The 22,323-nt window shown below is 72.7% G+C and carries 16 protein-coding genes; 7 read left to right on the top strand and 9 right to left on the bottom strand.

The features are described from left to right. Window positions 1-156: 156 nt before the first annotated feature. From CRP52_RS12300 to CRP52_RS12290, 3 genes are all read left to right on the top strand, one after another. On the top strand, window positions 157-1,488 hold the full coding sequence (locus CRP52_RS12300) for a PhoH family protein (protein WP_097236437.1): 1,332 nt from the start codon (window positions 157-159) through the stop codon (window positions 1,486-1,488). 450 nt (window positions 1,489-1,938) lie between these two features. Next, the gene (locus tag CRP52_RS12295; RefSeq protein ID WP_097236436.1) at window positions 1,939-2,670 is read left to right on the top strand and encodes a transglycosylase SLT domain-containing protein; all 732 of its coding nucleotides are present in this window, start codon (window positions 1,939-1,941) and stop codon (window positions 2,668-2,670) included. 588 nt (window positions 2,671-3,258) lie between these two features. Continuing rightward, on the top strand, window positions 3,259-4,794 hold the full coding sequence (locus CRP52_RS12290) for an AI-2E family transporter (protein WP_097236435.1): 1,536 nt from the start codon (window positions 3,259-3,261) through the stop codon (window positions 4,792-4,794). Window positions 4,795-4,842: 48 nt separating this feature from the next. On the opposite strand, the gene CRP52_RS12285 is transcribed toward CRP52_RS12290, so the two are convergent. The 4 genes from CRP52_RS12285 to CRP52_RS12270 all read right to left on the bottom strand — a co-directional run bounded on the left by CRP52_RS12285 (window position 4,843) and on the right by CRP52_RS12270 (window position 8,064). Continuing rightward, complete coding sequence (locus CRP52_RS12285; protein WP_097236434.1) at window positions 4,843-6,444, bottom strand: alpha/beta hydrolase; 1,602 nt, start codon at window positions 6,442-6,444, stop codon at window positions 4,843-4,845. 11 nt (window positions 6,445-6,455) lie between these two features. Further along, window positions 6,456-6,830 carry a hypothetical protein gene (locus CRP52_RS12280; RefSeq protein WP_097236433.1) on the bottom strand — a complete coding sequence of 125 codons (375 nt, stop codon included), beginning with the start codon at window positions 6,828-6,830 and terminating at the stop codon, window positions 6,456-6,458. A 136-nt stretch (window positions 6,831-6,966) separates the two neighbouring features. Continuing rightward, window positions 6,967-7,509, bottom strand: coding sequence for an alkyl hydroperoxide reductase (locus CRP52_RS12275; RefSeq protein ID WP_097236432.1), 543 nt, complete (start codon window positions 7,507-7,509; stop codon window positions 6,967-6,969). Window positions 7,510-7,512: 3 nt separating this feature from the next. Continuing rightward, window positions 7,513-8,064 carry a peroxiredoxin gene (locus CRP52_RS12270; protein ID WP_097236431.1) on the bottom strand — a complete coding sequence of 184 codons (552 nt, stop codon included), beginning with the start codon at window positions 8,062-8,064 and terminating at the stop codon, window positions 7,513-7,515. A 191-nt stretch (window positions 8,065-8,255) separates the two neighbouring features. Here CRP52_RS12270 and CRP52_RS12265 point away from each other — a divergent pair, with 191 nt between their 5' ends. Continuing rightward, complete coding sequence (locus CRP52_RS12265; RefSeq protein ID WP_257032434.1) at window positions 8,256-9,242, top strand: LysR substrate-binding domain-containing protein; 987 nt, start codon at window positions 8,256-8,258, stop codon at window positions 9,240-9,242. A gap of 33 nt (window positions 9,243-9,275) precedes the next feature. On the opposite strand, the gene CRP52_RS12260 is transcribed toward CRP52_RS12265, so the two are convergent. Next, window positions 9,276-9,935 (bottom strand): TetR/AcrR family transcriptional regulator, encoded by a 660-nt coding sequence (locus tag CRP52_RS12260; RefSeq protein ID WP_097236429.1) that lies wholly within the window; start codon window positions 9,933-9,935, stop codon window positions 9,276-9,278. Window positions 9,936-10,143: 208 nt separating this feature from the next. Here CRP52_RS12260 and CRP52_RS12255 point away from each other — a divergent pair, with 208 nt between their 5' ends. Further along, window positions 10,144-12,327, top strand: coding sequence for an MMPL family transporter (locus tag CRP52_RS12255; protein WP_097236428.1), 2,184 nt, complete (start codon window positions 10,144-10,146; stop codon window positions 12,325-12,327). 68 nt (window positions 12,328-12,395) lie between these two features. Here CRP52_RS12255 and CRP52_RS40460 read toward each other — a convergent pair whose 3' ends face one another. The 3 genes from CRP52_RS40460 to CRP52_RS12240 form a co-directional block, all read right to left on the bottom strand. Next, the gene (locus tag CRP52_RS40460) at window positions 12,396-14,243 is read right to left on the bottom strand and encodes an ATP-binding SpoIIE family protein phosphatase (RefSeq protein WP_179852770.1); all 1,848 of its coding nucleotides are present in this window, start codon (window positions 14,241-14,243) and stop codon (window positions 12,396-12,398) included. 124 nt (window positions 14,244-14,367) lie between these two features. Further along, window positions 14,368-15,132: a class I SAM-dependent methyltransferase gene (locus CRP52_RS12245; protein WP_257032433.1), complete on the bottom strand. Its 765-nt coding sequence runs from the start codon at window positions 15,130-15,132 to the stop codon at window positions 14,368-14,370. Window positions 15,133-15,613: 481 nt separating this feature from the next. After that, window positions 15,614-18,577, bottom strand: a complete 2,964-nt coding sequence (locus CRP52_RS12240; RefSeq protein WP_097236427.1) for an AfsR/SARP family transcriptional regulator — start codon at window positions 18,575-18,577, stop codon at window positions 15,614-15,616. Window positions 18,578-18,790: 213 nt separating this feature from the next. Between CRP52_RS12240 and CRP52_RS12235 the strand changes: the two genes are divergently transcribed. Both CRP52_RS12235 and CRP52_RS12230 read left to right on the top strand, forming a co-directional pair. Then, the gene (locus tag CRP52_RS12235) at window positions 18,791-19,075 is read left to right on the top strand and encodes a hypothetical protein (protein WP_097236426.1); all 285 of its coding nucleotides are present in this window, start codon (window positions 18,791-18,793) and stop codon (window positions 19,073-19,075) included. Between the two features lie 593 nt (window positions 19,076-19,668). After that, window positions 19,669-20,427, top strand: coding sequence for a GntR family transcriptional regulator (locus CRP52_RS12230; RefSeq protein ID WP_097236425.1), 759 nt, complete (start codon window positions 19,669-19,671; stop codon window positions 20,425-20,427). A 135-nt stretch (window positions 20,428-20,562) separates the two neighbouring features. Here CRP52_RS12230 and CRP52_RS12225 read toward each other — a convergent pair whose 3' ends face one another. Beyond that, entirely contained in the window at window positions 20,563-22,230 is a 1,668-nt protein-coding gene (locus CRP52_RS12225) for a fumarate hydratase (RefSeq protein WP_097236424.1), read from the bottom strand. Window positions 22,231-22,323: the final 93 nt, after the last annotated feature.

The following is a 22,323-nucleotide window of genomic DNA, read 5'->3' as shown; positions in this document are numbered from 1 at the left end:
CCAAACGTTCACCGGCAATGATCCGTCAGTTCTCCGGGAGCGCGAATGCACCGCCCCCCGCCTGGGAATACTCCGATCAGACCGGCCCCGAGGCCACCGGGGCAGCGGGGGCCGGCTTGCCGCGGATGACGCAGGGTCATCCGCTCTGGAGGCCTAGTGGTCAGTTCCAAGAGCCGCCGGACACCAGACCGGCGCACGTACGTTCTCGACACCAGCGTGCTCCTGGCGGACCCGCTCGCCATGACCCGATTCGAGGAGCACGAGGTCGTCCTCCCGGTGGTGGTGGTCACCGAGCTGGAGGCCAAGCGGCACCACCCGGAGCTGGGCTACTTCGCCCGCCAGGCGCTGCGCCTGCTCGACGACTACCGCATCCGGTACGGCCGGCTCGACGAGCCGATCCCGGTCGGCGAGCTCGGCGGCACCATCCGGGTCGAGCTCAACCACTCCGACGTGTCGATACTGCCGGCCGGCTACCGCGCCGGTGGCGAGGCGGACACCCGGATCCTGGCGGTCGCCCGCAACCTGCAGGCCGAGGGGTACGACGTCACCGTCGTGTCCAAGGACCTCCCGCTGCGGATCAAGGCCAGCTCGGTGGGCCTGCTCGCCGAGGAGTACCGGGCGGAGCTCGCGATCACCTCCGGCTGGACGGGCATGTCCGAACTGCACGTCGCCGCCGACCGGGTGGACGCGCTGTTCGCGGCCGGCCACGAGGCCGCGGTGGAGGTCGAGGGGGCGGACGAGCTGCCGGTCCACACCGGACTGGTGCTCAGCTCGGAGCGCGGCCGAGCACTCGGGCGGGTCACCGGCGACGGGCGGGTCCGGCTGGTGCGCGGCGAGCGCGAGGCGTTCGGCCTGCGCGGGCGCAGCGCCGAGCAGCGGGTGGCGCTGGACCTGCTGCTCGACCCGGACATCGGCATCGTCTCGATGGGCGGCCGGGCCGGTACGGGCAAGTCGGCGCTGGCGCTGTGCGCGGGTCTGGAGGCGGTGCTGGAGCGGAGGCAGCACCGCAAGGTGATGGTCTTCCGGCCGCTGTACGCGGTCGGCGGACAGGAGCTCGGCTACCTGCCGGGCTCCGAGGCGGAGAAGATGGGCCCCTGGGCGCAGGCGGTCTTCGACACCCTCTCGGCCGTCACCACGCCGGACGTGATCGAGGAGGTCATCTCCCGGGGGATGCTGGAGGTGCTGCCGCTGACCCACATCCGGGGGCGCTCGCTGCACGACGCCTTCGTGATCGTGGACGAGGCGCAGTCGCTGGAGCGGAACGTCCTGCTGACGGTGCTCTCCCGGATCGGCCAGGGATCGCGGGTGGTGCTCACCCACGACGTGGCGCAGCGGGACAACCTCCGGGTGGGCCGCTACGACGGTGTGGTGGCGGTGGTGGAGAAGCTGAAGGGGCATCCGCTGTTCGCGCACATCACGCTCACGCGCTCGGAGCGTTCGCCGATCGCGGCGCTGGTCACGGAGATGCTGGAGGACATCCACCCGTGATCCGTCCCTGACCGGGACATAGTCGGACAATGCGGTCAACTCGTGACCTGGGGCCCGTTCCTGACGGAGCGGGCCCCACCCGTTTCATCACATCGAGTGCTTTCTGTCCGGAGAACTCCCGTGCGGTGAATGTGACATGCGCCACGCGGGCGGGAATTGCGTCGACAGTGCCCGGTGCGGCATGGTGAGGGTTCTGTCAGGCCCCGCGTACGGCGCGGCAGGGCTTCCGGACCCCGGAAGTCAGGCCCGGAAGGTCCGCCAACTCCCGTCGGTGGACGCACAATTGAAAACCGATGAGCCGTACGCCGCCCGATTCCAACGCCCGGTCGCCTCACCTCGGCCGGACGCCGGGCCAGCACCTCCCGTGACCAGAGCACCGTGCGGAGGTCCGTGCCAAGGGGCATGTTGCGCCCGCACGGTCACGCGTGGGCGATGCTGGAAGGAATCCATGTGACTCGGATCTCGGTCCGGGGAGTCGCCGTGGCCTCCGCCACCGCCGTCACCGCTGTCGGTGCCGTCGTGGGCATGGCCTCGGGCAGCGAGGGCAAGACGACGCAGACGGTCGACGTCGCCGGCGCGACCCTGCTTGCAGAAGTCCCCTCCGGCGCCCAGGCGCAGGTCGTCAGCGACAACATCGGTCAGCAGGCGACCGCGCAGCAGGCCTCGGCCGACGCTGCCGCCAAGGCCGCCGCCGAGCAGAAGGCCGCCGAGGAGGCCGCGCGCCAGAAGGCCGCCGCGGACGCCCAGGCGAAGGCCGACGCCCAGGCCAAGGCCGACGCCGACGCCAAGGCTGCCGATGACGCGCGCAAGGCCACCGAGGCCGCCAACCGGTCCAAGGCCCGTTCGGCGATGACCGCGGTCGACGACAGCACCCCGCCCGTCTCGGTCAGCCCCGGTTCCGTCCAGGACCTCGCCCGGCAGATCGTCGGCAGCGACGCCCAGTTCCAGTGCTTCAGCCAGATCGTGAAGCGCGAGAGCGGCTGGGACTACACGGCGACCAACAAGAGCTCCGGCGCGTACGGCCTGGTCCAGGCGCTGCCCGGAAGCAAGATGGCCTCCGCGGGCGCCGACTGGCGCACCAACCCGGCCACCCAGATCAAGTGGGGCCTCAGCTACATGAACAGCCGCTACGGCAGCCCCTGTGGCGCGTGGTCGTTCTGGCAGGCCCACAACTGGTACTAGGAGCGGGTGCCGCTCCGGCGGCGCACTCCGCGCACGGCCCCCGGCCGCTCGCCCCTCTCGGGCGGGTGGGCCGGGGGCCGTCGTGCTTCCCGGGGCGCTCGGGGTGCCGGGGTGCTCGGGGCGCCGCTTCGGCCGCCGTTCGGGGTGTCGCACGGGGCGTCGCTCGGCTTCGTTCGGGCCGACGTTCGGCGGGGTGGGCCCGCGCCGCCCGGGCTGCGCTGACCAGTGCGCTCTCGGGCGGTGCGGCCCCGGTTGCGGACGCGGGGCGCAGGAAGGGGTCCTGGATGCTTCCCGCACCGGCCGGTCCGCCGGCGGATGGCTCTGGGGGTGACTCCGGAGACGACTCGGGCGGCGACTCCGGAGAGGGCTCGGGGTCTCGTCCCGAGTCCTCCCCTGCGAGGTACGTCCGAAACCATAGGGATCATTGCTATTTGTCCCATTTCCCGAGGTGGGTTGTTCGAGCCGAACCCACCGGCGGTCGGACTCCCCGCACCCCCGCCGGGTAGCGTCATCCCTGACGGCCGCGGCAGGAGCCCGCGGCGTACCGCCGGGCACGGCGGGTCGGGCCGGGGAGCGGTGGTAGCGAGGATGGCGCGGGGCGGAAAGGCCTTCAAGGCCGTGGCCAAGGGCATGGCCGTGGTGGCGAGCGCGGCCGCCGTGATCGAACGGCGCCGGCGTGCCGCGATGGCGGCCGACCCGCACGAACTCGCCGTCCCCCTGCTCGCCGACGGGCACGTGCCGGCACTCGCCGAGGCACCCGGCCCGGTCCCGGTCCCGCGGACCGACCCGGGTCCGGCGCCGGTGGCACCGACCGGCTCCCCGGCGGCCGCGGCTCCCGTCTCCGCCGGGGCCCCCGCGCCCGCCGCGCACGCCCCGGCCGTACCCGCGGTCCCCGCCGCGCACCCGGGGCTCGGGCGGGAGTACCACCCCGGGCGGCCCGCCACCCCCGCCGAGGCGGTGCCGTGGGGGCTTCGGGTGGCCGCCGAGTCGACCTGGCGGCTGCTGCTGCTCGGCGCCGCGCTCTACGTCGTCTTCTACGTGGTCGACATGCTGCGGCTGGTCGCCTTCTCGGTGCTGGCCTCGCTGCTGATCACCGCGCTGCTGGAGCCCTCGGTGTCCTGGCTGCGCCGGCACCGGGCGCCGCGCTCGCTGGCGGCGGGCGGGGTGTTCCTGAGCGGCCTGGCCGGAATCGGGCTGGTCGGCTGGTTCGTGGTCTGGCAGGTGACCACCAACCTGACCGACGTCACCAACCAGGTCAAGACCGGTGTGAACCAGCTGAAGGACTGGCTGGTCACCGGACCGCTGCACCTGACCCAGCAGCAGATCACCGACTTCGCCAACCAGATCACCAAGGCGATCACCACCAACACCGACCAGCTGACCTCGGCCTCGATCACCGGCGCGCAGATCGCCGTCGAGATCCTGACCGCGGTGCTGATGACCTTCTTCACCACCTTCTTCTTCCTCTACGACGGCGAGCGGATCTGGAACTGGGCGCTGCGCGGGCTGCCCCGGCACTCCCGCTTCGCGATGGCCGGCGCCGGCCCGAAGGCCTGGGCCACGCTCACCGCGTACGTGCGCGGCACCGTCTGCGTGGCCTTCATCGACGCGGTCTGCATCGGGATCGGCATCGACCTGCTCGGGGTGCCGCTGGCGATGCCGCTGGCCGTGATCATCTTCCTGGGCGCCTTCGTCCCGCTGGTCGGCGCGCTGGTCACCGGCACCGTCGCGGTGCTGATCGCGCTGGTCACCCAGGGGCCGTGGACGGCGCTGATGGTGCTGGTGGTGTTGGTCGCGGTGATGCAGGTCGAGAGCCACATCCTGCAGCCGCTGATCCTCGGCCGGGCCGTCCGGGTGCACCCGCTGGGCGTGGTCCTCGGCGTCGCGGCCGGCGGCATCATCGGCGGCATCGGCGGTGCGGTCGTCGCCGTCCCGCTGATCGCCGTCACCAACACCGTGATCACCCACCTGCGCCGCCGCAACGAGGCCGGCCAGGCCGTCTTCACAGCGCTGGAGGCCGCCCGCGAAGCGGCCGAGCGCACGGCGGCCGGCCACTCGGCGGGCCAGGTTGATCCGTCGGCTCCGGCCGCTCAGGCCGCTCAGGCCTCCTCGGCCGCGGAATAGCGGAGGGCGGACGGCGCGGGTGGGCCGCCGCGTCGACCGGGGCCGGTGTCAGTCGCGGCGCCCGGCCGCCCCGGTGATCCGGCTGCCCTGGCCGCTGACGATCCGTCCGATGTTGTCGACCGAGGTGCGGTCGTCGTGCGGGCCGTCGTCCCAGTAGGCCGAGTGCGCGGTGAAGTCGGGAGACCCGCCGTCCACGGCGAAGCGGCGGGCGCCGAAGTCGGCCCCGGCCGGGTCCGCGGTGTACCAGCCGAGGTGGGAGATGTGGTCCCAGGAGGCGGCGCCGACATAGGTGTGGTCGGCCCCGACCGAGAACTCCGAGGCGTGGGAGGCCCCGGTACCGGGGCTGCCGACGAGGATGACGTCGTCGGCCGCGATTCCGGCCGGCTTCTGCGCGGCGAGGCCGACCAGGAGGGAGCCGAAGCTGTGCCCCTGGGCCGTGACGTGGGCCGGCGTGCCCTGGTGGGTGACGCGCTGCCCTTCGAGGAACCTGCGGTAGGCGTCGACGCCGCCCCGGGCGCGGCTCGGATCGCCGGCTTCCACGAAGGCGAGCGGCGCTTCGTAGCCCAGCCAGGCGATGGACGCCGTGCTGCGCGTGGGGTCGGCGCGCCTGGCCGCGTCGTACACGGCCTTCGCCCGGTCCGCGTCACCGCCGCCGATGCGTTGCAGCCTGGTGTCCAGGCCGCCGACCAGCGAGGTGACGTCGTCGGCGGTGTCGGGATCGCCGAAGGAGAGGATGCCGCGGCCCTGCCCCTTCGCTCCGATGCCGAGCAGGAGGACGGGTGGCTCCGTTCCGTCCGTGTCCCGCAGGCGCCGGGCGATGCTCCGGAACCCGGCGAGCTTGAGGTCGCCGTACGGATCGGGGCCGCCCTTCTCGTACGCGGCGATGAGCCTCGGCAGGAGGATCCGGTTGGCCCGGTCCCGGGCGAGGGCGGGGATGCCGTCGCGGTTGCCGACCAGGTCGGGGTGTTCCTCGATCAGCCACTGCTGTCTGTCGGCGGGTAGTGCGGTCCACCAGGCGTTGACCTCGGCGGGTGCGGCGTCCTCCCCGGGCACGCCGCCGAGCAGCAGGTTCTCCGGGAGGAGGCCGGGGTCGAGCCGGTCGGTGGTGGCCGTGACCGGGTCGAGCCCGCTGCCGTCGCGGGCCCGTCCGGTGTAGTGCCGGAGCCGGGCGGAGAGGGCCTGGTCGACGGCCTCGGCCTCGGTCAGCGCGGTCGCGATGCGGCCGGCCAACTGCCGGGCGGTGCGCTCGCAGCTCCGCTCGTACTCGGTGTCGTCCCGGTCGGCGTGGCTGCCGGCCGGCCAGGAGACGGAGCCGCGCTCGTCGACGGACATCCCTTCCGTCCGGACGTCGGCCAGCGCCTTGCGCAGCGCGGACTGGGCGAGGACCAACGCGTCGGCGCCGACCCGGATCGACCGTCCGATCTGCCGGAGCTCGGTCCGGGCGGCCTTCAGTTCGCCGGTGCTGCGGTGCAGCGCCGGGCGGGCCAGGTCGGCGGAGGGCCCCGACCAGCCGGAGTCGGCGATGCGGCCGTCGACGCCGTCGCGCCAACGCTCCTGGAGCCGGCCCACCGCGCGGTGGGCCGTGTCGTAGGCGTCGGCCGCGGCGTACAGGTGGGTGAGGTCGGTGTCGCGCAGGGTGGCGAGGTCCATCCGGTCGGCCCCTAACCGAAGTGCAGGACGAAGTTCTGCTGCTGCTGTGCGGTCGGGGCGTCGGTGCGGGTGTCCGGTCCGAACGCCGAGTCGATCCGCTGGTCGGCGCTCGCGTAGCCGAGGCCGCTGTCGACGAGGCCCTGGCCCTGCCGCGCCAGGGTGGTGTGCAGGTCGGTCAGCAGGGTGTGCCAGGCGCCGGTACAGGCGTCGAGGGCGGCGCCGCAGCGGAGTCCGGTGAGTCCGGCCGTGGACTGGTGCGTGGTCTCGGCCAGCGCCTTGAGGTCTCCGGGGAGCTCGCCCGCCGTCTCGATGGCGGTGCTCGCGGTCTGCTGGAGTTCGTTCGGGGCGACCTGGAAGCCTCCGCCGTTCTCCGGGTGGTCGGACATCCGGGTTCTCCTCCGGACCTGCATCGTGCACGGATCGCCTTGCACAGTAGCGGAGTTGAGCGCGCCGGGGGCGGGAAAACGCCGACGGTCCCCCTCCTGGGCTGGAGGGGGACCGTCGGGGGTGGTGCCGGGTGCGTCAGGCGGTGACGGCGGCCAGGGCGGCCTCGGAGTCGAGGACGCCGGCCACGGCCTGCAGGACGGCGGCGATCTTCATCGAGGCCTGCACGGCCTCGCGCTCGACGCCGGCCTTGCGCAGGACGGCCTCGTGCGAGTCGAGGCACTGGCCGCAGCCGTTGATGGCCGAGACCGCGAAGCACCAGAGCTCGAAGTCGACCTTCTCGACGCCCGGGGTGCCGATGATGTTCATCCGCAGACCGGCCCGCATCGTGCTGTACTCCTTGTCGGAGAGCAGGTGCAGCGTCCGGTAGTAGACGTTGTTCATCCCCATGATCGCGGCCGCGCCCTTGGCGGCGGTGTACGCCTCGGGGGAGAGGTTGGCCTTGGCCTCGGGCTCCAGCTCGCGCAGCAGACCGGGGCTGCGGGTGGCCATCGCGCAGGACAGCACGGTGCCCCAGAGCTGCTGGGCGGGGAGGTCGGAGTTGCCGATGACCGAGCCCAGGTTGAGCTTGAGGTCCTTGGCGTAGTCCGGGAGGGCGGCCTTCAGGTCGTCGAGGGCCATGGGTCAGCCCGCCAGCAGGGCCTGGGCGTCGAGGGTGTCCTCGCCCTTGGTCCAGTTGCACGGGCACAGCTCGTCGGTCTGCAGGGCGTCCAGCACCCGCAGGACCTCCTTGGGGTTACGGCCGACGGAGCCGGCGGTGACCATGACGAACTGGATCTCGTTGTTCGGGTCGACGATGAAGACGGCGCGCTGGGCGGTGCCGTCCTCGGCCTCGACGCCGCAGGCGCGCATCAGGTCGTGCTTGACGTCGGCCAGCATCGGGAAGGGCAGGTCGCGCAGGTCCTTGTGGTCCTTGCGCCAGGCGTGGTGCACGAACTCGGAGTCGCCGGAGACGCCGAGGATCTGGGCGTCGCGGTCGGCGAACTCGTCGTTCAGCTTGCCGAACGCGGCGATCTCGGTCGGGCAGACGAAGGTGAAGTCCATCGGCCAGAAGAAGACGATCTTCCACTTGCCCTCGTAGGACTTGTGGTTGATGTCAGCGAAGGCGCTCGCCGCCTCCAGGTCGACACAGGCCTTGAGGTCGAACTCGGGGAACTTGTCACCGATCGTGAGCACGTGCGCTTCTCCTGAAGTGAGATGAGGGGAGCTTTGTCCGGATTCCGGACACCCAGCACAATTCCACATCGTGGACTGATCGGAGAAATAGCTAGACTGGATGTATCTGATCGGAGATAGCTATCAGTACTGAATTTCCCACGTCGCGGCCGCGCTCCCGCAAGGCCGCCGCCGCCAGGAACGACCTGACTGTGGCGAGTGCCACACCGGGTTCCACGACGAGTTCCACGCCGAGTGCCACACGCAGTCCGCGCACCCCGACCGTCGCCCAGCTGCGGGCCTTCGTCGCGGTGGCCGAACACCGGCACTTTCGGGAGGCCGCCGCCGCCAGCGGGACCAGCCAGCCGGCGCTCTCCGGAGCCGTCGCGGCGCTGGAGGACTCGCTGGGCGCACAGCTGGTCGAGCGTACGACGCGCAAGGTGATTGTCACCCCTCTGGGGGAGCGCGTGCACCAGCACGCCCGCCGGGTGCTCGCCTCCCTGCAGGCCCTGACCGAGGAGGTCGAGGCCGCCCGCCGCCCGTTCACCGGGCCGCTGCACCTCGGCGTCATCCCGACCGTCGCGCCCTACCTGCTGCCCACCGTGCTGCGGCTGGTCCGCGACCGCTTCCCGGAGCTGGAGCTGCACGTCCACGAGGAGCGCACCCCCTCGCTGCTGGAGGGGCTGGCCGCCGGGCGCCTGGACGTCCTGCTGCTGGCGCTGCCGGCCGGCGGGTCCGCGCCGACCGTGGACATCCCGCTGTTCGACGAGGACTTCGTGCTGGTCACGCCGCCCGACCATCCGCTCGCCGGGCGGATCGACGTGCCGCGCGACGTGCTGCTCGACCTGGACGTGCTGCTGCTGGAGGAGGGCCACTGCCTGCGCGACCAGGCGCTGGACATCTGCCGCGAGGTCGGCACCGACCCGGCGGGCTCGACCACCCGGGCGGCCGGACTGTCCACCCTGGTCCAGCTGGTCGCCGGCGGGCTGGGGGTGACCCTGCTGCCCGCCACCGCGCTGGACGTCGAGGCCGGGCGCGCCGACCGGCTGGCCGCCGTCCGCTTCGCCGATCCGGCGCCCGGCCGTCGGATCGGACTGGCCGTCCGCCCGGGCTCGGCCCGCGGCGCCGAGTACGAGCGCTTCGCGGGCGCGCTGCGCGAGGTGCTGGCGGAGCTGCCGGTCCGGATCGTGGGGTCCTGACCGGACGGGGTTGGGACTCGGGCCCGGCAGGGCTCAGGCCCGGGCCGGCTCCCCGTGCCAGCCCGCCTCGGGGCGGGTGGCCGGGGCGCCCAGACAGAGCCCGACCGTCGTCGCGACCAGCAGGTCCAGCGCCCGCAGGGTGTCCGCCTCGGGCCGGTCGCCGGTGCCGCGTAGGGAGAGGTGGCGGACCGTCAGTCCGTCGAAGCCGCTGAGGAAGTGGACGGCGATCTCGCGGGCGGGCAGGGCCAGGGCCAGTCCGTGGGTGGCCGCGAGGGCGGTGAGCATCTCGGCGGCGGTGCCCTCGATCTCGCGCTGGAGCCCGAGCATGATCTCCTGCACGTCCGGGTCGCGCATCGCCAGCACCCCGAACTCGCTGAGCAGCACGCAGCGCCCCTCCTCGCCGGTGGTGGCGTCCCAGAGCGCATGCACCAGGGTGCGGACCTGTTCCCCGAAGGGGCCGTCGCCGGGGGAGGCGGCGCGCACCTGGCCGATGGCCTCGGCGGTCAGCTGCTCCACCACGGCCCGGTAGAGGTCCTTCTTGGTGCCGAAGGTGTAGTGCACCGTCGCCTGGGCCACGCCCAGCTCGGCCGCGATCGCGCGGGTGCTGCCGGCCGCGACCCCCTCCCTGGCCATCAGGTCGAGTGCGGCCTGGACCAGTTGCGGGCGGCGTTCGGAGGCGGGGACATGAGCCATCCAGCCAGGGTATCGCCACGGTCGGGGAACCGTGTCGAGCGATCCGGTCGGTCGATCTTGTCGAGTGATTCGGTCGACCAACTTTGTCACCCGACAAACTTGAGCGTACGGTGGAACGCGACCCGCCCCGACTGACAGTCGGCCGACATCCGATCGACAGCCGACCGACTCCACGACCGCATCCCTGACCGACCCCGAGGACCGCCCCATGGCCACGTACCTGTACCGACTGGGCCGCTACTGCTTCCGCCGGCGGCGTGCCGTCCTGGCCGTCTGGATCGCCGTGCTGATCGCGATCGGCGGGGCCGCGGGCGCCTTCGCCGGCAAGACCAGCGACGAGTTCAAGGTGCCCGGTACCGAGGCGCAGGCGACCCTGGACCGGATCAAGGACACCTTCCCGGCGCAGGGCCACGGCTCCGCCCAGGTCGTCTTCGCCGCCGGCGGCCCCGGCGGAATCGCCTCACCCGAGGCGGCCAAGGCGGTCGGCGAGGCCGTCGGCCGGATCGCCCACGTCCCCGGCGTGGCCGCGGTGCCCGACCCGTACGCCACCGGTGCGGTCTCGCCGGACCAGCGGGTCGCGATCGCCCTGGTCTCCTTCGACCACAAGCTCGCCGAGGTCACCGACCAGCAGCGCGAGGCGGTCAAGGCGGCCGCCGAACCGGCCCGGGCGGCCGGGGTGGACGTGGCCTTCGGCGGCGACGCCTACAACAGGTTCGCCCAGATCGAAGGCGGCTCCGAGTCGATCGGCCTGCTGGTGGCCGGGGTGGTGCTGGTGATCACCCTGGGCACGCTGGTCGCGGCCGGGCTGCCGCTGCTGACCGCACTGGTCGGCGTCGGCGTGTCGATGGCCGGACTGCTGGCGCTCACCGGCTCGTTCCAGATCATCACCACCGCGCCGGTGCTGGCCCTGATGGTCGGCCTCGCCGTCGGCATCGACTACGCGCTGTTCATCCTGTTCCGCCACCGTCGCCACCTGGACGAGGGCCTGGAGCCGGAGGAGGCGGCCGCCCGGGCCACCGCCACCGCCGGCAGCGCCGTCGTCTTCGCCGGCCTGACCGTGGTCGTCGCCCTCGCCGGGCTCGCCGTCGCGGGCGTCCCGTTCCTCACCGTGATGGGCCTGGCCGCCTCCGGCGCCGTCGTGGTGGCCGTCCTGGTCGCGATCACGCTGCTGCCCGCGGTGCTGGGCTTCGTCGGCCGCGCCATCGACCGGCTGCCGGTCTGGAAGCGGGCGCTGCGCACCAGCGGCAGGACCACCATGGGTGAGCGCTGGGCGCGCTTCGTGGTCCGCCGCCCGCTGCCCGTCCTGCTCGTCGGCCTGGCCGGCCTCGGCACCCTGGCGGTGCCCGCGGCGAGCCTGGACCTCGGCCTGCCGGGCGGCGGCTCGCAGGCCGTCGGGACGGACGCGCGCACGGCGTACGACCTGGTCAGCGACGGTTTCGGGCCGGGCTTCAACGCGCCGCTGGTGGTCGTCGTGGACGCCCACGGCGCGCCGCTGCCCGCGCAGGCGGTGCAGGGCGTGGCCGGCAAGCTGCAGACCCTGAAGGGCGTCCGGACGCTGCTGCCGCCGCAGGTCGACGAGGCCGGCCGGACCGCCCTGGTGCCGGTCATCCCGCAGACCGGCCCGGACCACCCGGACACCAGGGCGCTGGTCGACGAGATCCGCGACCAGCGCGCGGAGTTGAAGGCGGCGACCGGCGCCGACATCGCCGTCACCGGCACTACGGCCGCCAACATCGACGTCTCCGCCAAGCTCGGCCAGGCCCTGCCGCCGTTCGTCGCGGTGATCGTCGGCATCGCACTGGTGCTGCTCGCGCTGGCGTTCCGCTCGGTGCTGGTGCCGCTCAAGGCGGTGCTGGGCTTCCTGCTCAGCATCGGGGCCTCGCTCGGCGCAGTGGTCGCGGTCTACCAGTGGGGCTGGCTGGACGGCCTGATCGACGTGCCGAAGGTCGGCCCGGTGGTCAGCTTCGTGCCGATCCTGCTGATCGGGGTGCTGTTCGGGCTGGCGATGGACTACGAGCTGTTCCTGGTCTCCGGGATGAAGGAGCAGTACGTGCACGGCAAGGCGCCGCGCGAGGCGGTCGTGGGCGGGGTCAAGGGCGGTGCCCGGGTGGTGACGGCGGCCGCACTGATCATGGTCTCGGTGTTCGGCGCCTTCGTCTTCGGCCACGACCCGATCGTCCAGCCGATCGGCTTCGCCCTCGCGGTGGGCGTGCTGGTGGACGCCTTCGTGGTGCGGATGGCGCTGGTGCCGGCCGCGATGGCGCTGTTCGGCAAGGCGGCCTGGTGGTTCCCGAAGCCGCTGGAGAAGGTCGTGCCGAAGGTGGACATGGAGGGCGAGCAGCTGATCGCGCGGTTGGAGGAGGAACCCGCCAAGGAGCCGGTCGCGGTCTGACCCCCGCTGGGCGTCCGGTGGCACTCGTTCCGCCGGGCGCCTGCCCGGCTGTCGGTGGGCGCTCCCCCTCAGCTGACGACGGGCAGCCGCTGCTCGAACCAGACCACCTTGCCGGTGCCCAGTCGGGTCGCTCCCCAGCGCTCCGCGCACCGGGCCACTATCTGCAGCCCGCGCCCGCGTTCGTCCTCCGGCCCGGTACGGCGCGGGCGCGGCAGCAGCGGGCTGTCGTCGCCGACCTCGCAGCGCAGCCGGGTCGTGCGCACCAGGCTGAGGGTGATCGGCCGGGTCGCGTGCTGGACGGCGTTGGTCACCAGCTCGCTGACCATCAGCTCGGTGGACTCGATGAGTTCGTCCAGCCCCCAGCGGCGCAGCGTGTGCGCGGCCAGCCGGCGGGCCCGGCCCGGCGTCTCGTTGCGCGGCTGCAGGTACCAGTGCGCGACGTCCCCGGCCGGGATGCCGTCGAAGCAGGCGCCGAGCAGGGCGATGTCGTCGCCGCGGTCGCCGGGCGGCAGGATCCGCAGCGCCTCCTGGCACAGCTGCTCGGGGGACTGCCAGCGGGCGGCGGCGATCCGGGCGCGCAGCACTTCCAGTCCGTCGCTGATCGGGCGGCTGCGGGTCTCCACCAGCCCGTCGGTGAACAGCAGCAGCGCCGAGCCGGGCGGCGCCGGCAGCTCCACCGAGTTGAAGTCCACCCCGCCGACCCCGATCGGCGCCCCGGAGTCCAGCTCCACCAGCTCGGCCGTCCCGTCCGGGCCGACCAGTACCGGCGGGACGTGCCCGGCGTTGGCCAGCACCACCCGGTTGGCGATCGGGTCGTAGACCGCGTACACGCAGGTGGCCAGGTGCTGTTCGCGCCCGAGCCGCTGGGCCTGCTCGTCCAGGTGGTAGAGCACCTCGTGCGGCGGCAGGTCGAGGGCGGCCAAGGTCTGGGCGCTGGTGCGCAGTTGGCCCATGATGGCGGCCGAGGTGAGCGAGTGGCCCATCACGTCGCCGACGATCAGGGCGACCCGGTTGCCGGGCAGCGGGACGGCGTCGTACCAGTCGCCGCCGACCTGGGCGCCGCGCTCACCGGGCAGGTAGCGCTGGGCGAGCCGGACGCCGTGCGGCTGGGGCAGGCGCAACGGCAGCATGCTGCGCTGGAGTTCGTTGGCTATCTCCCACTCGCGGGCGTACCGCAGGGCGGTGTCCACGGCCAGCCCGGCCTGGGTGGCGAGGTGCGCGGCGGTCGCGGTGTCCGCGGCGTCGAAGACCGGGCGGCCGCTGCGTTCAGGAGGGCGGCGGATCAGCACCAGCAGCCCGAGGACGGCCTTGCGGCCGCGCAGCGGCAGGGCGAGGACGGAGGTGCCGGGGGCCAGCCGGGCCACCCCGCGGGTGCCGTACAGCTCGCGCAGCAGCACCTCGGTGCGCTCGGCGGCGGGGGTGCCGAGGACGGCCGCCTCGGCGGGGCGGCGGCTCAGCAGGGCGTGCGCGAGCGCCCCGCCGCGGGTCACCGGGGTGGCCGGGCCGCTGTCGGCGGTCGAGCGGGCGCCGTAGCGGGAGCGTCGCCGGTCGTCGAAGCCGCCCGGGCGGCCGCGGCGGCCGATCCGGGTGCCGGTGCTGTGGTGGATCCGCAGCTCCTCCGGGAAGCCGGGCTCGCGTTCGACGTTGGGCAGCGGGTCCCGCAGGTGGATCACGGCGGCGTCGGCCAGCGCCGGGACCAGCACCCGGCCGATGTTGCGCAGCGTCGCGGCCAGGTCGAGGGCGCTGTTGATCCGCCGGGTCGCCGAGTCGAGGTAGGCGAGCCGGTCCGCCACGTCGACGCGCTCCGGCCGTACGGTCGGCGGCTTCGCCGGTGCGTGCGCCCGGGCCGGGACCTGGCGGCGCTGGCCCGGGACGGCGGGCGGCTGCTCCGCCTCGGTCTTGAGCTGGTCGCGCACGGCTGCCTGTCCTGGATTCGGTGTGGTCGGTGAGCTGTTGTGGTCGGTGAGCTGTTCTGTTGCGAGGGCCGTGCGGACGACCCGTTGCGGAGGCCGTGGCTCCGGCCCGGTTGTCGGTGCTCCTTCAGCCGACGCGTCGACAGCACAGGAACAGCTGTTCCTCCGGCGGCAGCGTGGTACTGGCCGGCGCGTACGGATGCCCCGAGCACTCCTCGACGGCGAAACCGGACGCAACCAGGACCCGCTCCAGATCCTCCCTCAGATACCCACTGATCCGCAGCTCTCTGCCAAGGAACGGAAGCGGAACGTGATCCAGGTCCGCCTCGACCATGCCGAGCGCCAGCAGGCCGCCCGGCCGCAGGAGTTCGCGCAGCCGCCCGAGGACGGTCGGGACCTCGTCCTGCGGCAGCAGGATCAACGAGAAGAACGCGGTGACGGCGGCGAAGGTGCCGTGGCCCTCCGGCCCGAGCGCGGGGGCGTTCCAGACCCGATCGGCGCGCGAGGTGGCCAGATCGTACAGGTCGATCCGATGGAACACCGGCGGAAAGTCGCCGGGGACGGAGGTCTCACGGGCCAGGCCGAGCATCACGTCGGAGAGGTCCACGGCGGTCACCCGCAACCCGCCCCGGACGAGCTGGCGGACGGTCGGCTCGCCCGTGCCGCAGCCCACGTCCAGCACCCGGGCGCCGGGTTCGAGCCCGGCGAGCAGCCGCCGACCGCAGGCCAGCTGCCCGTCCTTGGCGGGGAAGGCCTCGCCGTACCCGGCCCCGATGGTGTCGAAGGCGACCGCCTGCAGGGCCCGGGCCGCGCGGCGCCGGCGTACCTCGGGCTCGTCGTCCCCGGCGTCCTCGCCGACGGGGAACGCATCGGATATCCGTCCGGTCGTCACGTTGAGGGCACCCTTCCACCCGTGGCCTCCGGTCGGCTCCGCGGCGGCCCCTGGGCCGCAGCCGGTGGCGGTGCGTCACGCTCCCCGCATCACACCGACGGACCGCACCCGACGCGTTTCCGGCAGACACTCGTGTGCGTACTGGCATCTGAGAATATGCGTGATCACTGCGTCGTGGGGTCCCTTTCCGGCCAACTCGTCGTGCTTGGGGCATTGTGGCCGGGGTTGCGGAAGCACGACGGTGCGGGCCGGGGTGGTGCGGCGGGCCCCGCACGCCGCACGGCGCGCCGGGGTGGCGCCGCTGACCTGCGGTTTTCCCACTCTGCAGGCTGACTATCCGACGTTTATCAAACGTCAATCGGCCCGGTGCACAGTGGAGTCCAGCGCCGGGGAAGCGTTGAGGGCGCTCCCGCAGCCGGGGGGCTGCGGGAGCGCCGACGCGGATCGGGGGAGGCCCTCCGAGGGGGGAACGACGGAGGCCTTACGGCGCGGGGGGAGAGAAGGGCTCGGTGTGCTGCTGTCGGGAGATGAGGTCCGCCACGGGGGAGGCCTCTGGCACACCGAGCCGCGTGAAGATCGCGTGCGCCTCCTGGAGACAGGCGAGCCCGCGAGCCGGCTGCGCCAGGGCGAGCAACACCTCGCCCAGCGCGGCGTTGGCAAGGCCCTGGCAGTAGGCGGAGTCCAGCTCCTGGGCGATCGCCAGCGACGCGCCCGCCGCCTCGGCGGCCTCGGCAGGCTGCCCGGCGACCAGCAGGGCGGAGGCGAGCCGGGCCAGGGTGTAGCCCTCCCACAGGAGGTTCCGCTGCGACTGGTACAGCCCGTGCGCCTCCCGCAGGTGCGGGACGGCCTCGGCGCCGGAGAGCACCACGCCGAGCTGGTAGAGCGTCTGCGCGAGCAGCGGGCCGTTCTTGGACTCGCGCGCGGCGGCCACGCCGTCGCCGGCCGACTTGATCGCCGTCTCCGTCATGCCGAGCCGGTGCTGCGCCCGGGCCATGTTGCTGACCACCCGCGCCTCGGCCGTCGGTGAGCCGACGGCCTGGCTGGTGGCACGGGCCTGTTCGTAGAACGACAGGGCCTCGGCCGGACGGTTGCCGACGTTCAGCATCACGCCCAGCATGTTGGCCGTGGCCACGAGCAGGACGGTCGGGTCGTCCGGCGCCTGGTGGCCCAGGCTCCGACGGAAGGACTGTTCGGCGCCCTGGAAGTCGCTGGTGACGGACTGCAGGGTGCCGCGGGCGAAGTGCACTCGGGCGAGCGCGGCCGAGTCGTCACGACGATGCGCGTCCGCACCGATGGCCTCCAGGGTCCGGAGCGCTCGGGGGCCGCGGGTCGGGTCCGGGTCGATGCTGATCAGGTAGTTCAACAGGTCGACGGCTGCGCGCTGCAGGGTGCCGGGGCCGCTCGCGGCGGCCTCGACGGTGCTGAGCAACAGGCCGCCCTCGGTGCGCAGCCAGTCCTGTGCGGCGTGACTCGTGGGCAGGCCGAGTCCCGGCGACGCGAGTGCGGTCAGCTGTTCGAGTACGGGTTCGTCCGGCTCGATCACCTGGGCCGCGTTTCGCACGGTCGGGATCAGCAGTTCGAGGAGCCGGAGCACCGCCTGCTCCTGCTCACCGGTGTCTCCCATCCGCTCGTTCTGCCGCTGGGCGTAGAGGCGGAGCAGGTCGTGGTAGCGGTAACGGCCCGGGGCGAAGCACTCCAGCATGTTCGCCTCGACCAGGGCCTCGGCGAGGTCCTCGGCGGTGTACTCGTCCACGCCGAGCAGCGCCGCGGCGGCCGCCAGCGGGACGTCGGGGGAGTCGATCAGGGCGAGGAATCGAAAGGCGCGGGCCTCGGGCTCGGACAGCTGTCCGTAGCCGAGGCCGATGGTGGTCTCCACGGCGAGGTTGCCGAGCTGGAGTTCGTCCAGCCGCCGGCGCTGGTCTGCTAACCGACTGGCCAGGTCGGAGACGCTCCAGCGCGGGCGGCTGGCCAGCCGGGCGGCGGCGATGCGGACGGCGAGCGGGAGGAAACCGCAGGCGGTGACCACCTTCATGGCGGCCTCGGGCTCGGCGGCGACCCGCTGCTCGCCGACGATGGCCGAGAACAGCGCGAGCGCCTCGTCCGGGGTCAGCTCCTCGACGTCGAACAGCTGGGCACCGGGGATACCGGCCAGCCGGGAGCGGCTGGTGGCGAGTACGGCGCAGCCGGAGACACCGGGGATGAGCGGCCGGATCTGGTCGGCGTCACGCGCGTTGTCGAGCAGGATCAGCATGCGGCGGCTGGCGAGCAGCGAGCGGTAGAGGGCGGCGCGCTGTTCCAGCGAGTCGGGGGTCTCGGTGACTCCGAGCGCGTGCAGGAAATCGCCCAGGACGACCACCGGGTCGGCGGGCGAGGTGCCGGCTCCGCGCAGGTCGACGTACAGCTGGCCGTCCGGGAACTCGGCGCGGACGCGGTGGGCGACGTGCACCGCGAGGGTGGTCTTGCCGACCCCGCCGATGCCGGCCAGCGAGGTCACGACCACGGCCTGACCGGTGGCGTTCATCAGAACCGCCGAGAGGTCGCTCGCCAGTTCCGAGCGCCCGCTGAAGTCGGACACATCGGCGGGGAGTTGGGCCGGAGCGTGAGGTGCGGCCGGGCCGTCCTCGCGGACGGCGGGGGCGGGGACGACCGGGACGGCGAGCGCCGGGTCGGCCGCGAGGATGCGGGTGTGCATCGCGGACAGGCCCGCGCCCGGTTCGACCCCGAGCTCCTCGATCAGCAGCTTGCGGGTGTCGGTGTAGACGCCGAGTGCCTCGGCCTGGCGTCCGCAGCGGTACAGCGCCAGCATCAGCAGTTCGCGCAGGCGCTCGCGCAGCGGGTATTCGGTCGTCAGGTTGTTGAGCTCGCCGACGATCTCGGCGTGCAGGCCGATGTCGAGCGCGGCGGCGCACCGCTCCTCGGCGGCGGCCGCCTGTCGCTCGGCCAGTCGCAGCCGCTGGGCGTCGGCGTAAGGTCCGGGGATGCCGGTGAGCGGGCGGCCGCTGAACAGGTCCAGCGCCTGTACCAGCAGCCGGTGCGCCTCGTGCTTGTCGCCCGCGGTGCGGGCGGCCGCGGCCTCGGTGGAGAGCCGTTCGAAGACCGACAGGTCGAGGGCCTCGCCCGGGATGCGCAGCGCGTACCCGTCGGCCACCGAGACCAGCAGCTCGGCGGGTCTGCGGACCTCGCGGCGGGGCTCGATGACGGAGCGCAGGCGGGAGACGTAGGTGCGGAGTGCGGCCACGGCCTGGGCCGGGGGCCGCTCGCCCCAGAGTGCGTCGACGAGGTCCTGGGTGGTGACCGGGCGTCCGGAGTGCAGCAGGAGGGTGGTCAGAACGGCCTGTTGCTGGGGGGAACCGAGGGAGAGCGGCCTGCCGTCGAGCCAGGCCTGGACCGGACCGAGGACTTGGAAGCGCAGCGCAGGGGTCTGCGGCGTCTCCCGAAACTGCATGAAGTCCCCCGATGGCCTGTGGTGTCGATTCCGTGAAGGGCGCTCGGCGGTCCGCCGTGGTGGTTCAGCTTAGGCGGACGCCCGACTCTGCCGGACGGCGCCGCAAGCCGCACGATGTTTATCGGACATTTAATCAACCCTACGATACTGTCCCCGCGCCCGCGCCACAGAGGCCGGGCTGGACACAATTGATGACCGAAAGGCGGCCGCCCAATGGCCAACGACCAGAGCGAGACCCCGGTGCAGTCGGCGCCCGAGAACGCGGCGCAGACCGGCACCCCGGCCGCCGCTGTGGAGGCGGGCAAGGCGGTGGAGGGCGCGGTGACCGCGTCCCCGAACCCGACCGAGTACACCGCGCCGACCGACGCGGAGAAGGACGCTTTCGAGAACGGCCCGTTCGGTGACGAGGGCCGGCACATCGAGGAGCCCGACGAGCCGGCCACCGGCACGCATGGCGGCCCGTACCGGCCGGAGAACGCGATCGGCGGCAACCCGTAAGCCGTTGTGGCCGAGTGCCCCCGCGCCCCCGTCCGGGCGCGGGGGCGCCGTCGGTTGTGGGCGCGCCAATTCCCCGTCGGTGGAAGCCTGGTGGCCGAAACGCGCGCGCAGTGCACTCATGGTGACCGGCGATATCCGTAACGTGCCCGGCGGCGGGTGCGGGGCGTTCCGGAATTCCGGATTCACCGGTCGGATTGACGGGGTCGGAATGCTGCAGTTTGCGTGCTTTTTGCCGCGATTAGCGCGGAAGATCGTATTCGGCTGATTCGCGTGGCCGCGGAACGGGCGAGACGTCGTGCGGTTCGACGGCCCATTCGCGGCCGCCCCCTCGGGGCGGAGGTAGAGCTCGCCGCCGATCGTGTCCATGTAGATGCCGGTGCGTCCGGTCCTCCGGTCGAGGACGAGTTCACCCACGTGCGGCCGGTAGGCCGGGGTGTTGCGCTGTCGGATGGTCACCGCTGTGCTCCTCGCTCCGGTAGGCGACTGGCCAGCATCTCTAGAGAAGCTAAAATCTCTAGAGATGTCAACGGTCGTATCTGCTTACCGGCGGCCGGAGGCACGCCTACGATTTGTCCGAGGGAGAGGGAGCGGCGATGACCGGCAGCAGTGGCGACAAACAGCCCAAGTACCAGCGGATCGCCGACGCGCTGAAGGCGGCCATCGACACCGGCCGGTACCGCGCGGGTGACCGCCTGCCCGGCGAGAACGACCTCATGGACGAGTACGGCGTCGCCCGGATGACCGCCCGCCAGGCGCTGGGCGTGCTGCAGAGCGAGGGCATCGCCGAGGCGCGCCGCGGCGCCGGGGTGTTCGTGCGGGACTTCCGGCCGCTGCGCCGTCGCGGCATCCAGCGGCTGGCGCAGGGCCAGTGGGGCTCCGGTCGGTCGATATGGTCGGCGGACATCGACAACCGCACCCTGGTGGTCGACCAGGTCTCCGTCGCCGAGCGGGCCGCGCCCGACCACGTGTCCCGGGTGCTCGGGGTGGACCCCGGCGCCCCGATGTGCGTACGGCACCGCCGCTTCGTCCTGGACGGCAAGCCGGTGCTGCTCTCGACCTCGTACCTGCCCGCGGGCCTGGTGGCCGGCACCGCCATCACCCGCGAGGACACCGGCCCCGGCGGCACCTACGCCCGGCTGGCCGAGATCGGCGCCAAGCCCGTCCACTTCCGCGAGGAGGTCCGCTCCCGGATGCCCAGCACGGAGGAGTCCACCCGCCTGGAGCTGTCCGCCGGCACCCCGGTGATCCTGATCTGCCGCACCGCCTTCGCCGACGAGGGCCAGGTCGTGGAACTCAACGAGATGATCCTGGACGCGGCCTCCTACGTCCTGGAGTACGACTTCGACGCCTGAGCCGCGCTGACCCGTCGATCATTCGGAGGATCGGTACCGAATCTCCGGTATCAGAGGCCACACCGGCACGAAACCGCCCCGGCCGCAGGGGCGACCGGGGCGGTTCAGGGGCGCGCGGAGGTGCACTCCTTCGGGCTACTCCTTGGAGCGGACGCGGAGGTTGGTGATCAGCGGGCCCTCGGTGGTCTCGCGGAAGAAGTCGTTGCCCTTGTCGTCCACCACGATGAACGCCGGGAAGTCCTCGACCTCGATGCGCCAGACGGCCTCCATGCCGAGTTCGGCGTACTCCAGGACCTCGACCTTCTTGATGCAGTCCTGGGCGAGGCGGGCCGCCGGGCCGCCGATGGAGCCGAGGTAGAAGCCGCCGTGCTGGGCGCAGGCGTCGGTGACCTGCTTGCTGCGGTTGCCCTTGGCGAGCATGACCATCGAGCCGCCGGCCGCCTGGAACTGGTCGACGTAGGAATCCATCCGGCCGGCCGTGGTCGGGCCGAAGGAGCCGGAGGCGTAGCCCTCGGGGGTCTTGGCCGGGCCCGCGTAGTAGACCGGGTGGTCCTGGAGGTACTTGGGCATGCCCTCGCCGGCGTCCAGGCGCTCCTTGATCTTGGCGTGGGCGATGTCGCGGGCGACGACCAGGGTGCCGGTGAGGGAGAGGCGGGTCTTCACCGGGTACTTGGAGAGTTCGGCGCGGATCGCGGACATCGGCTGGTCGAGGTCGACCCGCACCACGTCGTCGTCCAGGTGCTCGTCGGTGGTCTCCGGCAGGTACTTGGCCGGGTCGGTCTCCAGCTGCTCCAGGAAGACGCCCTCGGCGGTGATCTTGCCGAGCGCCTGGCGGTCGGCGGAGCAGGAGACGGCCATGGCGACCGGCAGCGAGGCGCCGTGCCGCGGCAGGCGCACCACGCGCACGTCGTGGCAGAAGTACTTGCCGCCGAACTGGGCGCCGATGCCGATCTTCTGGGTCAGCTCGGTGACCTTGGCCTCCAGCTCCAGGTCGCGGAAGCCGTGGCCGGTCTTGGCGTTGCCGGAGGTCGGCAGGTTGTCCAGGTAGTGCGCCGAGGCGTACTTGGCGGTCTTGAGCGCGAACTCGGCGCTGGTGCCGCCGATCACGATGGCCAGGTGGTACGGCGGGCAGGCCGCGGTGCCGAGCGAGCGGATCTTCTGCTCCAGGAACGAGAGCATGCTCGCCTCGTTCAGGATGGCCTTGGTCTCCTGGTACAGGTACGACTTGTTGGCGGAGCCGCCGCCCTTGGCCATGAAGAGGAACTTGTACGCGTCGCCGTCGGTGGCGTACAGCTCGATCTGGGCCGGCAGGTTGTTGCCGGTGTTCTTCTCGTCCCAGGTGGTCACCGGGGCCATCTGGGAGTAGCGCAGGTTGAGCTTGGTGTACGCGTCGTACACGCCGCGGGCGATGGCGGACTCGTCGCCGCCCTGGGTGAGCACGTTCTGGCCGCGCTTGCCCATGACGATCGCGGTGCCGGTGTCCTGGCACATCGGGAGGATGCCGCCGGCCGAGATGTTGACGTTCTTCAGCAGGTCGAGCGCGACGAAGCGGTCGTTGGGGCTGGCCTCCGGGTCGTCCAGGATGCGGCGCAGCTGGGCGAGGTGGGCGGGGCGCAGGTAGTGCGAGATGTCGTGCATCGCCTCGGCCGTGAGCAGCCGCAGCGCCTCGGGCTCGACCTGGAGGAAGGTCCGGCCGCCGGCCTCGAAGGTGGAGACACCCTCGGAGGTCAGCTTGCGGTACGGGGTCGGGTCAGCGCCCAGGGGGAGCAGGTCGCTGTACTCGAAGTCTGGCGTGGGAGCCATCGGGGCGGTCCTTAGGTGTCCAGTGGTCCGGCTGCGTCGGCGAAGCACCATCCAGGGTAGGACCCGGGCGCGGGCGGCATGCGGACAGGGCAG

Source organism: Streptomyces sp. 1331.2, assembly GCF_900199205.1.
Lineage (GTDB): Bacteria > Actinomycetota > Actinomycetes > Streptomycetales > Streptomycetaceae > Kitasatospora.
Note: the sequence above shows the minus strand (reverse complement) of the source record. Positions and strands in the feature narration are given on the sequence as shown.

Excerpts from the sequence above, each read along its gene's own strand:
- CRP52_RS12290 (WP_097236435.1), top strand. The coding sequence starts at position 3,259 with ATGGCGCGGGGCGGAAAGGCCTTCAAGGCCGTGGCCAAGGGCATGGCC.
- CRP52_RS12285 (WP_097236434.1), bottom strand. The coding sequence starts at position 6,444 with ATGGACCTCGCCACCCTGCGCGACACCGACCTCACCCACCTGTACGCC.
- CRP52_RS12280 (WP_097236433.1), bottom strand. The coding sequence starts at position 6,830 with ATGTCCGACCACCCGGAGAACGGCGGAGGCTTCCAGGTCGCCCCGAAC.
- CRP52_RS12275 (WP_097236432.1), bottom strand. The coding sequence starts at position 7,509 with ATGGCCCTCGACGACCTGAAGGCCGCCCTCCCGGACTACGCCAAGGAC.
- CRP52_RS12260 (WP_097236429.1), bottom strand. The coding sequence starts at position 9,935 with ATGGCTCATGTCCCCGCCTCCGAACGCCGCCCGCAACTGGTCCAGGCC.
- CRP52_RS12255 (WP_097236428.1), top strand. The coding sequence starts at position 10,144 with ATGGCCACGTACCTGTACCGACTGGGCCGCTACTGCTTCCGCCGGCGG.
- CRP52_RS12240 (WP_097236427.1), bottom strand. The coding sequence starts at position 18,577 with ATGCAGTTTCGGGAGACGCCGCAGACCCCTGCGCTGCGCTTCCAAGTC.
- CRP52_RS12235 (WP_097236426.1), top strand. The coding sequence starts at position 18,791 with ATGGCCAACGACCAGAGCGAGACCCCGGTGCAGTCGGCGCCCGAGAAC.
- CRP52_RS12230 (WP_097236425.1), top strand. The coding sequence starts at position 19,669 with ATGACCGGCAGCAGTGGCGACAAACAGCCCAAGTACCAGCGGATCGCC.
- CRP52_RS12225 (WP_097236424.1), bottom strand. The coding sequence starts at position 22,230 with ATGGCTCCCACGCCAGACTTCGAGTACAGCGACCTGCTCCCCCTGGGC.